The sequence below is a fragment of the Streptomyces sp. A01 genome, assembly GCF_059026195.1.
On sequence record NZ_JBWLKN010000026.1, the window covers coordinates 107475 to 118581 of the forward strand.

An 11107-nucleotide genomic window follows, 5' to 3' on the forward strand; every position below is an offset into this window, starting at 1 on the left:
CGCGCGGCCGTCCCACGTCCGGGCCGGCGGTTCAGTGCTGACGGTCTACTGCTTGGCGGTCCACTCCGACCAGGACATGTTCCAGCCGTTGAGGCCGTTCTCCGGCTGGATGGTGTCGTCGTTGGAGTTCTTGATGACGACCACATCGCCGACCTGCGAGTTGTTGAAGAACCAGGCGCCCGGGGTGGACTTGTCACCCCCGCCGCGCTGGTCGAAGAGGCCGACACAGCCGTGGCTGGCGTTGACCGAACCGAAGGTCGGCTTTCCCGACCAGTAGTTGCCGTGGATGAAGGTGCCCGAGGTCGACAGGCGCATGGCGTGCGGCACGTCCTTGATGTCGTACTCGCCGCCGAAGCCCACCGTCTCCCCGTTCATCCGGGTCACCGGGTGCTTCTCGCTGATCACCATCTTGCCGTTGTACGTCTCGGTGCCCGGCGCGCCCGCGGTGATCGGGATGGTCTTGACGACCTTGCCGTCACGCTTGACGGTCATCTTCTTGGTCTTCGCGTCCACGACGCTGATCTGGCTCCTGCCGACGGTGAACCTCACCGTCTTGGCCTGCGTGCCGTACACACCAGAGGCACCCTCGACGCCGCTGAGGCGGAGGTTGAGCGTCACCTTGGTGCCGGCCGCCCAGTACTTCTCGGGCCGGAAGTCCAGCCGCTGGTTGCCGAACCAGTGCCCCTCGACCGGCACGGACGGCTTCGCCGTCACGGTGACCGCCCGCTCGACGGCCTCGCGGTTGGTGATGGCGCGGCTGAAGTTGAGCGAGACCGGCATGCCGACGCCGACCTTGTCACCGTTCTCGGGCGTGAAGTGCCCGATGAAGGTGTCCTTGGGGACGAGGGTGGTGAACGTCGAGTGCTTGGCGGACTCGCGGCCGTCATCGTCCTTGGCGACGGCGTCCACGGTGTACTTCGTGGAAGCGCCCAGATGGCTGGTCGGCTGCCAGCTCGACCCGTCGGCGGAGATCTTGCCGCCGACAACGTTGCCCTTGCTGTCGGCGACCTTGACGGAGGTCAGCTTGCCCTTGTCCGCGGTGACCTTGAGCGCGCCGTTCGTCCCGACGCCGTCCGCCCCGTCCCTGGGCGCGATCGCCACCACGGCCTGCGACGCCTCCTTGTCGCCGACCTTCCCGTTGCCCTTGTTGTCCGAATCGTCGTCTCCCCCGCACGCGGACACCAGCATCAGCGATGTTCCGAGCAGCAGCGCGAGGAGACCCTTACGGCCTCGCGCCCCCCATTTCGGCTGCACGTTCAAAACGGTCGTCTCCCCTCGCACGGCCCGCGCCCCCGCGGCACCCCAACGCGCGGCATACGCGCATGGCGATAGATAACCACAACGTATGCAAAGTGGACTGCCCGCGATTGTCACTGTTCCGTCCCAAGTGGGACCGCCGGTAGAGGGCGTACGAAGGGGGTGACACCAGTGCGGGGGCGGACTGGCGTTGCCGGGCTGACCAGGGAGGAGAGGGACAGCGCGGGGGCACGGTGGGCGTGCGCGCCGGGTTGCGCGGGTGGCTGCCGGCGCGGCGTCTCAGTGGAGCGCGGAGCCCGCGCGCCAGGCGCGCCAGGTCATGTTCCAGCCACCGAGACCATTGTCGGGAGCGACCGTACGGTCGCCGGAGTTGATCACCTCCACGACGTCGCCGACCAGAGAGCGCGCGAAGAACCACCCCGCCGGGGTGTTCCGGCCGCCGCCTCGTACGTCACGCAGTCCGATGCAGCCGTGACTGGTGTTGGCGGCGCCGAACGTGTCCTCGGGCGCCCAGTAGTTGCCGTGCAGAAAGGTCCCTGACTGGGTGAGCCGCATCGCGTGCGGGACATCCGAGATGTCGTACTCGCCGCCGAAGCCGACCGTTGACCCGTTCATCCGGGTCACCTCCAGCATGTCCATCACGACCATCTTGCCGTTGTACGTGGCACTGTCCGTGGCGCCCGCACTGACCGGCAGCATGGCCGCCAGCCGCCCGTTACGCCATACCTGCATGACGTGCGTGGCGACGTCGACGGTGCTCACCTGGTCACGGCCGATGGCGAAGCGCACCGTCCTGCGCTGGCCGCCGTACACGCCGGGGGCGCCCTGGACGTCGCGCAGCCGCAGATCGAGGGTGACCTTGGTACCGGGCTTCCAGTGCCTCTCCGGCCTGAAGTCGAGCCGGTCGGCGCCGAACCAGTGCGCGGCGACCGGCACCGAGGGGCTGGCCGTGACGCGGATGGCGCGCTCGACCGCCGCCCTGCGGGTGACCGGCCGGTTGAACTCCAGCGAAATGATCATCCCGGTGCCGACGGTGGAACCGTGCTCGGGCGTGAAGTAGCCGGTGAAACGGCGCTTGGGCACACGGGTGGTGAAGGTGGTGTGCCGGGCGTAGCGACGGCCTCGCTCGCCGACGGCGACGGCGTCCACGGTGTACTTGGCGCCCGGCGCCAGCCGCTTGGCCGTGGGCCGCCACCGGCTGCCGTCCGCCGAGACCCGGCCGGGAACCGGCAGCGCCCCGCCGCCATCGGAGCGGGTGACCTGGACCCTCTCCAACCGGCCGCCGGGAGCGCTCACTTCCAGCACGCTGTCGGCGCGTACGGCTTTCGCGCCCTCGGCGGGGGTGACACGCAGTGCCTCGGTGGCGGACGGGCGGCCGTCGTCAGCGACGCCGCCCACGCCGCCGAGCCCGCACGCCGTGAGCGCCAGCAGTGCTCCCAGCGCGACCACACCCCGCACCGGCACGCGCCACACGACCGTCCCCCGCACCGACGCCCCACACGACGAGCCCCGCCACGGCCCCGCCCCGTGCTCCGTAGGCCCGTGCTCCGTAGGCCCGTGCTCCGTGGGCCCATGCTCCGTGGGCCCATGCTCCGTGGGCCCATGCTCCGTGGGCCCGTGCTCCGTGGGCTCACGCCCTGCGGCCCCGTGCCCCGTTGGTTCGTTCTCCGTGGCCCCGTGCCCCGCCGCCCCGTACTCCGTCGGTTCACGCCCCGCGGCCCCGTGGCCCCGCGCTCCGTGCCCCTTCGCTCCGTGCTCCGTCGCCCCGTGCCTCGTCGTTCTGTGCGCCGTCATCACCCGGCCCGCCGTCTCTGTGTCATGCATTCCCCAACGACCGCCCCCGTCAGGGGAAACGTCACAGGGCACGGCACGGTCCGATCACGTGTGTGAGGGCCGCCGGGGTAAGGGGAAGAACAGGGGAGAGGACAGGTCCGCACCCGCGCGGCACGGGACGCCGCGCGGGCTCGCGTTCTGCGGCGGGACCGGCGTGAGCCGCGCCTGCCCCACCCGGTCTGTCCGCGAGCTTGCCCGCGAGCCGCCGGAGGCGAATACGTGTCGAGCCCACCCGAGCAGCGCCCGGAACCGGCCACGGCCCGGCCCCGCGCCGACGTCTTCACCGAACTGAGCACGCCGTCCGCCCCACCGTCCGCGCCCGCGCCCCCCTCCCGCTCCGGTGCGGCACCCGACCCCGCGCACAACGGCTCCCCCGACGGTCGTACGGGCACGCCGGATCGGGCCAGGGTGAGCCGTCCGCCCCGGCAGCGCGGCGCCTCCCTCGCGGAAGCGCCCGTGTGGCCGGGCAGCCCGCAGCCGCTCGGTGCCCGGTTCCGTACGGGACCCACAGGCGTGCCCGGCACCAACTTCGCGCTCTGGGCGGGCGGCGCCGAGTCCGTGGATGTGTGCCTGTTCGCGTCCGACGGCTCCGAGACGCGCCACCGGCTGACGGAACTGACGCACGAGATCTGGCACGGCTTCGTTCCCGGCGCCCTGCCAGGCCAGCGGTACGGCTACCGCGTCCACGGCCGCTGGGACCCGTGGACCGGCGCCAGGTGGAACCCGGCGAAGCTGCTGCTCGACCCCTACGCACGCGCTGTGGACGGCGACTTCGGCCAGTCGGCCCTCGCCCCCGCGGGCTCCGACGGGGCCCCGGCGCGCGGCGCGCGAGCCGGGGGCGGGCTGCCGCCGCAGGTGTACGGGCATGTGCGGGACTGGCCGCAGCAGCAGGTCGCCGACACCGTCCGCGATGAGCGCGACTCCGCCCCGTATGTCCCCAAGGGCGTCATCGTGCACGAGGCGGCGCCCGCCGACGGGCCCAGCGATGAGTGGACCGACGACCACCGACCCAAGACGCCATGGGCCGACACGGTGATCTACGAGCTGCATGTCCGCGGCTTCACGATGCGCCATCCGCGCATCCCGCCCCGGCTGCGCGGCACGTACGCCGGGCTCGGCCACCCGGCCGCGATCGACCACCTCACCCGGCTCGGCGTCACCGCCGTGGAGCTGCTGCCCGTGCACCAGTTCGCGCACGAGGACCACCTGCTGAGCCGTGGCCTGCGCAACTACTGGGGTTACAACTCCATCGGCTACTTCGCCCCGCATGCCGCCTACTCGGCCTCCGGCACCCGGGGCCAGCAGGTCGGCGAGTTCAAGCGGATGGTTCGGGCGCTGCACGACGCGGGCATCGAGGTCATCCTCGACGTGGTCTACAACCACACGGCCGAGGCGAACGAGCTGGGCCCCACGCTGTCGCTGCGCGGCATCGACAACCGCGGTTACTACCGGCTCCAGCAGGACACCCGTCGCTACGCCGACTACACCGGCTGCGGCAACACCCTCCATGTGGTGCAGCCCCATGTGCTGCGGCTGATCACCGACTCGCTGCGGTACTGGGTGACGGAGATGGGCGTCGACGGCTTCCGCTTCGACCTCGCCGCCGCCCTGGCCCGCTCGATGCACGACGTCGACATGCTCTCCCCGTTCCTCGCCGTCATCGCCCAGGACCCGGTGCTGCGCCGGGTCAAGCTGATCGCCGAGCCGTGGGACGTGGGCTCAGGCGGCTACCAGGTCGGCGCCTTCCCCCCGCTGTGGACCGAGTGGAACGACCGCTACCGGGACGCCGTACGCGACTTCTGGCGGGGCACCCTGCCGGACATACGCGACCTCGGCTACCGCCTCTCCGGCTCCAGCGACCTCTACGCGTGGGGCGGCCGCCGCCCGTACGCCTCCATCAACTTCATCACGGCGCACGACGGTTTCACCCTGCGCGACCTGGTCAGCTACGAACACAAGCGCAACGAGGCCAACGGCGAGGGCAACCGGGACGGCACCCACGACAACCGGTCCTGGAACTGCGGCGCCGAGGGCGAGACCGACGACCCGGCGGTGTGCGCGCTGCGCCGCCGCCAGCTGCGCAACCTGCTGGCCACGCTGCTGCTGTCGACCGGGGTGCCGATGCTGGTGGCCGGGGACGAGATGGGCCGTACGCAGGGAGGCAACAACAACGCCTACTGCCAGGACAACGAAACGAGCTGGCTCGACTGGTCGCCGCTCACCACCGGGGCCACCGGAGCCACCCGAACCACCGGGGCCACCGGGGGCGAGCCCCCGCGTCCGGAGGAAGCACAGAACGCACCCGCGGTGGACGCACAGAACGCGGAAGACACAGGGAACGCGGCGAGCGTCGATGGAACACACGGAACAGACGCGACAGACGGAACAGACGGATCGGCGGGCGCGGACGGGCGGGCTCCGGCGTACCAGCCGGGGCCGGACGCCGGGTGGCGGGGTCTGACCGCGCTCGCCACACGGCTGATAGCCCTGCGCCGTGCCCACCCCGTGCTGCGCAGCCGCGGGTTCTTCTCCGGCCGCCCGCAGGCCCCGGACGGGCTGCGCGACCTCGCCTGGTTCACCCCGCACGGCACGGAGATGACCGAGCAGGACTGGTACACCCCGACCGCCACGGTCGGGATGTACCTCTCCGGCCAGGACATCCCGCAGCGCGACGAGCGGGGGGCGCCGGTCACGGACGACAGCTTCCTGATCGTCCTGCACGCGGGCCCGGACGCCCTCGCGTACGCGCTCCCGGACCCGCCGTGGGCCGCCGCGTACGAACTCCTCGTCGACACCTCGCGCGAGGACCAGAGCGCTCCTCCCGGCAGCGGTCACACGGCTGGGTCCACGATCTCGCTGCCCGCCCGATCGGTTCTGGTCTTCCGGGCCATCGGCCCAGGTCGCAGGCCCGCCAGGAGAGAGGGACCACGGACCTAGGGCGAAAAACCCAGTGAGCGATGTCAGTGGCGAACCGTAGTCTCACCCATGATGGTTGCGGCGAGGGAAGTGACGGCAGCGGAGGACGCGGACGGCGACGGCGCGCCGAAGGGCGGCGGCGGGCCGGAACGCCGGTCGACCGTGCGCTCGTTGCTGCGGCTGGCACCGTATGTGCGGCCTGTCCGGGGGCGATTGATCGCCGCCGGGGCCGTCGCCATCATCGCCTCCTGCATGGGCCTGGTGATCCCGCTCGCGCTGAAGTGGATCGTCGACGGTCCGGTCGCCCACAGGGACCCGGGCGGCGTCTGGCTGGGCGGCGCGCTGCTTTTGGGGCTCGGTGTGGCGGAGGCGGTGCTGTTCGGGGTGCGGCGCTGGCTGGTGGCCAGGCCGCTCGCCGCGGTGGAGGCGGAGATGCGGGCCGATCTCTACGGGCATCTCCAGCGGCTGCCGGTCTCCTTCCACGACCGCTGGGCCTCGGGCCAGTTGCTGTCGCGCGCCACCACGGATCTCCAACTGGTGCGTATGTTCCTGGCGTTTCCGCTGACCTTCCTCGTGGTCAACGGGGCGACCATCATCGTCGGCTTCATCATCCTCTTCGCACAGGAGTGGAGCCTCGGTCTGGTGCTGCTCGGTCCCGCCGTGCCCATGGTGTTCCTGTGCTCGTACTTCGAGCGGCGGTACTCGTTGGTCGCCCGCACCGCGCAGGACCAGGTCGGCGACCTGACCACCGTCATCGAGGAGAGCGTCCTCGGCGTCCGCATCATCAAGGGATTCGGCCAGCACCGGGGCCAGGCCAGGTCCTTCCGCTCGCTGGCGGTGCGGCTGCGCGGCACCGAGCTGCACAAGGCCGGCCTGCTCGCCACCCTGTGGGCCCTGATCATGGCGCTGCCCGAGCTGGCGCTCGGCGCCGCGCTGGTGCTCGGCACCCTGCAGGTCGCGGACGGGGACCTGTCGGCGGGCACCCTGGTCGCGTTCCTGTCGACGGCCCTCGCGCTGCGCTGGCCGGTGGAGTCGATCGGCTTCCTGCTGGCGATGAGCAACGAGACGGCGACAGCCACGGACCGCTACTTCGAGGTGATGGACGCCGAGGAGGCGGAGCCGGGACCGGCGCCCGCCGACGCCAGCGTACGGACCCGCCTGGGCAAGAACGCCCCGGCTGCCGCCACTTCGCGTGCCGCGAGCGCGCCGCCGGACGAGCGCACGGCCCTCGTAAAAGACCACCCGGTGCCCTCCCAAGACAGCACAGTGCTCACCAAAGACCGCACAGTGCTCGCCAAAGACCGGGCGACCGAGGACGGGGCACTCACAGCGGACGGAGCCACCGCCAGGGGCGGAGCGCCTACCGGGGACGGGTTGCGCTTCGAGGGTGTCGAGTTCCGTTACGCGGACGCGCCCGCCGACTCCCCGCCCCTGCTGCGCGGCATCGACCTGCACGTCCGTACGGGCGAGACCATGGCCCTGGTGGGCATGACCGGCAGCGGCAAGACGACGCTGACCGCCCTGGTGCCGCGGCTGCTGGAGACCACGGGCGGCCGGATCAGCGTGGACGGCGTGGACATCACCGCGCTGTCGCGCGACGAGCTGCGCGGGCTGGTCGCCGTCGCCTTCGAGGACCCGACGTTGTTCTCGGCGACGGTCGGCGAGAACGTGCTGATGGGCGCCCCCGACGCGGGGCCCGAGGAGCTGGCCCGGGCCCTTGAGGTCGCCCAGGCGGGCTTCGTGTACGCGCTGCCGCAGGGCACCGACACGCAGGTCGGCGAGCAGGGTCTGAGTCTGTCTGGCGGGCAGCGGCAGCGGTTGGCGCTGGCCCGCGCCGTGGTCGGCGGCCCGCGCTTCCTGATCCTGGACGACCCGCTGTCCGCGCTGGACGTCCACACCGAGACGCTGGTCGAAGCCGCGCTGCGCCAGGTGCTGGCGAAGACGACCGCGCTGGTCGTGGCCCACCGGCCGTCCACGGTGCTGCTCGCCGACCGCGTCGCCCTGTTGTCGGACGGCCGGATCAGCGCGGTCGGCACCCACCACGAACTGCTGCGCGGCAACACCGAGTACGCGTCGCTGATGTCCGGCGAAGGGAGCGACCCGGCATGACCACCAGCGTCTCCAACCAGCCCGCCGCCGGTGGCGGTGACGTCACCTCTGACGGCGGAGACCTCGCGCGGGCCACCGAAGGACCGCCTGAGCCGCTTGTCTCGCATGGCCCGGACGGACCGGCGGGTCCCGGCGGGGACGACGCGTTCGACCAGGACGACCTGCCCTCGCCGAAGGGCGCCTCCCGCGCGCTGCTTGGCTCGCTGCTCGCGCCGATGCGCCGCCGGGTGTGGCTGGCCGCCGTGCTGATCCTCCTCCAGCAGGCCACCGTGCAGGCCGGTCCGCTGCTCGTCGCTTACGCGATCGACACCGCCGTGCCCGCGTTCCGGTCGGACGACAACGGGCCGCTGATCGCGGTCGCCGTGGTGTATTTCGTCAGCGCGGTCGCCTCCGGTCTCCTCCAGTACGCGTTCATACGGACCTCCGCCCAGGTCAGCCAGGGTGTGCTGCTCGACCTGCGGGGGCGGATCTTCCGCCACGCGCAGTCGCTGAGCGTGGACTTCCACGAGCGCTACACCTCAGGCCGGTTGATCTCCCGCGCCACGTCCGATGTCGAGTCCCTGCGTGAACTGCTCAACGAGGGCCTTGAGGAACTTCTCGGGGTGTGTCTGTCCGTCGTCTACATCTGCGCGATGCTGCTCTACCTCGACTGGGGCCTGGGCGCCGTGGCGGTGGCCTCCTTCGGGCCGCTGTTCCTGCTCGTGCGCTCGTACCAGCACCGTTCCCGGCGGATCTACCGCAGCCGGTCCACGGCGACCGCGGCCTTCATCGTGAAGTTCGCCGAGACGATGAACGGCATCAGGCCGGTGCAGGCGTTCCGGCGCGAGCGGGCGAACGAGGCCGCTTTCCGCGAGCTCAACCACGCCCACGAGCGGATCAACGGCTCGGTGATGCTGGAGATGGCCCGCTACGTGGTCTCGTCGCGGTTCGTCGCCAACTTCTTCGTGGCGGCGATCGTCGTATGGGGCGCCTACCGGGTCGCGTCCGGCGAGCTCGAACTGGGCGTGCTGGCCGCGGCCGCGCTGTTCCTGCGCAGGCTGTACGACCCCATCGACCGGCTCGGCATGTTCCTCAACGCCTGCCAGTCGGCGGCCGCCTCGCTGGAGAAGATCGCGGGCCTGCTCGCCCAGCGCCCGTCCGTCCCCGAGGCGGCCGACCCGCGGCCGCTCCCGGAGCGCCCGGCCGGTCAGCCTGGCCGGGAGGTCGTCTTCGACGGAGTGCGCTTCGCCTACCGCACGGGCGGTGAGGTGCTGCCGCGCTTCGACCTGACGGTGCCCGCCGGTCAGACGGTGGCCGTCGTGGGCGCGACCGGGGCGGGCAAGTCCACGCTCGCCAAGCTGCTGGCCCGGTTCTACGATCCGCCGCCCGCCACCGGGGCCGGCGAGCCCGGGGGCGGCCGGGTGCTGCTCGACGGCGTGGATCTGCGCGACTTGTCGACGCCCGTCCTGCGGCGCGGGGTGGTCATGGTGACGCAGGAGGCGTTCCTCTTCTCCGGCACGGTCGCCGACAACATCGCCATCGGCCGCCCCGACGCCACCCGGGAGGACATCGAGCGAGCGGCGAAGGCGATCGGCGCGCACGACTTCATCGCCGCCCTGCCCGACGGCTACGACACCGATATCCGCAAGCGCGGCGGGCGCATTTCGGCAGGCCAGCGACAACTGGTCGGTTTCGCCCGCGCGCTGCTGGCCGACCCCGGGGTGCTCATCCTCGACGAGGCGACCTCGTCGCTGGACATACCCGGCGAGCGCGCCGTGCAGCGCGCCATGGACACGGTGCTCCGCGGCCGCACGGCCGTCGTCATCGCACACCGCCTGTCGACGGTGGAGATAGCCGACCGGGTGCTGGTGATGTCCGAGGGGCGCATCGTCGAGGACGGTTCGCCCGCCGCGCTCATCGCGGGCCACGGCCGGTTCGCCGACCTGCACCAGGCATGGCGGGACAGCTTGGTGTGACCCGGCGTCCTCGGAGTGTCCGCCCAGGGTTCCACGACGTCACCGAGTGCGGGCGTTCGGGACGGCTTCACTGTGCAGGGGATCGCTGTGCAGGGGATCGCTGTGCAGGTCGGTCTTCTCCTGGGAGCAGGCCTTAGCGGGCTGTTGCTGAGCGGGCAGCGCCTCGGGGAAGCGTGATGGCCGTCTTTCACGTCCCGGTGACGACCGCTCCTCGGCACATAGGGCATCGATCCCTGCCGTCCCACCTGTCCCATCCGAACGCCGCGGGTGAGAGGGACTGGTCCTCCAACTCCTGGCGCACTGCGACCCGGTAGGCCCAGACCATGCCGATGTACGGGTGGTAGGCATCATGGAAGGCGGTCGATGTGAGCTCGGCGCCTGCCGCGACCGCGCGTTGCAGAGCGCGGAGCTTCTCGAACATCGCCTGCCCGGCACTGGCGACGGCGGTGGTCGCGTCGATGAACAGCCGTTCGCGCGCTTCGTAGATCGCGGCATCGCTCAGTGCCGCACGGGTGACCGTCTCCAGGTCTCCTTCGAGGCTGGGTGCCTGGGCGATCTGGCGTAACCGGGAATGGCATCCCTCAGCGGCGGTGATGAACTCGATGTACACGGCCCGCCGCCGGTCCCCGATTCCGCGGTCATCCTCGTGGCGATGGCGTAGGTAGTCAGCCAGAACAGTGCCGGAAATGGCGATAGAGCCACCGCTGACCGTCGCGACGAGCGTCCCCCAGTCCACGCCAGCCCTCCCAGTAGTGATCATGACGTCGAGATCAGGAATCTACGCGTAGCTTCCCCCCAAGAACAGCGGCCGGGCCTACCAAAAGCGCTCGGGCGCCAAACCGCTGGTGCCGCCACCCTGACGAGGGTGGCGGCACCAGCGGTTCCAGCCGACGGGGCCACGACGGGCCGAGTCGGCGGTTACTTCACGGGTTCCGGCTCCAGTACGTCGGCTGAGTCGCCCTCGCCGTCGCCTTCCGGTCCGGCGGGGATCTTGACGGAGTCGAGGAGGAGCTGGGCGACGTCGACGACCTGGAGGG

6 protein-coding genes are annotated in these 11107 nt (G+C 71.4%); 3 read left to right on the plus strand and 3 right to left on the minus strand.

What is annotated here, in order from left to right; translation table 11 throughout:
• Positions 1–45: 45 nt before the first annotated feature.
• Together AC5P1B_RS28540 and AC5P1B_RS28545 are read right to left on the minus strand one after the other, a co-directional pair.
• Positions 46–1188 (minus strand): L,D-transpeptidase, encoded by a 1143-nt coding sequence (locus AC5P1B_RS28540; protein WP_493890783.1) that lies wholly within the window; start codon positions 1186–1188, stop codon positions 46–48.
• A gap of 348 nt (positions 1189–1536) precedes the next feature.
• A complete protein-coding gene (locus AC5P1B_RS28545; protein ID WP_493890770.1) occupies positions 1537–2745 on the minus strand; it encodes a L,D-transpeptidase in 1209 nt (402 codons plus the stop codon).
• A 753-nt stretch (positions 2746–3498) separates the two neighbouring features.
• Between AC5P1B_RS28545 and glgX the strand changes: the two genes are divergently transcribed.
• From glgX to AC5P1B_RS28560, 3 genes are read left to right on the plus strand one after another with little or no spacing between them, the layout of a single operon-like run.
• Positions 3499–6027 (plus strand): glycogen debranching protein GlgX, encoded by a 2529-nt coding sequence (glgX, locus tag AC5P1B_RS28550; protein ID WP_493890784.1) that lies wholly within the window; start codon positions 3499–3501, stop codon positions 6025–6027.
• A gap of 48 nt (positions 6028–6075) precedes the next feature.
• Complete coding sequence (locus AC5P1B_RS28555; protein ID WP_493890771.1) at positions 6076–8115, plus strand: ABC transporter ATP-binding protein; 2040 nt, start codon at positions 6076–6078, stop codon at positions 8113–8115.
• A complete protein-coding gene (locus AC5P1B_RS28560) occupies positions 8112–10070 on the plus strand; it encodes an ABC transporter ATP-binding protein (protein WP_493890772.1) in 1959 nt (652 codons plus the stop codon). Before AC5P1B_RS28555 ends, AC5P1B_RS28560 begins: the two co-directional genes overlap by 4 nt.
• A gap of 187 nt (positions 10071–10257) precedes the next feature.
• Here AC5P1B_RS28560 and AC5P1B_RS28565 read toward each other — a convergent pair whose 3' ends face one another.
• Positions 10258–10806 (minus strand): CchlQ, encoded by a 549-nt coding sequence (locus AC5P1B_RS28565; RefSeq protein ID WP_493890773.1) that lies wholly within the window; start codon positions 10804–10806, stop codon positions 10258–10260.
• Between the last annotated feature and the right edge of the window lie 301 nt (positions 10807–11107).

Coding starts and splice junctions, on each gene's coding strand:
- AC5P1B_RS28540 (WP_493890783.1), bottom strand. CDS start 1,188: ATGCTGGTGTCCGCGTGCGGGGGAGACGACGATTCGGACAACAAGGGC.
- AC5P1B_RS28555 (WP_493890771.1), top strand. CDS start 6,076: ATGATGGTTGCGGCGAGGGAAGTGACGGCAGCGGAGGACGCGGACGGC.
- AC5P1B_RS28560 (WP_493890772.1), top strand. CDS start 8,112: ATGACCACCAGCGTCTCCAACCAGCCCGCCGCCGGTGGCGGTGACGTC.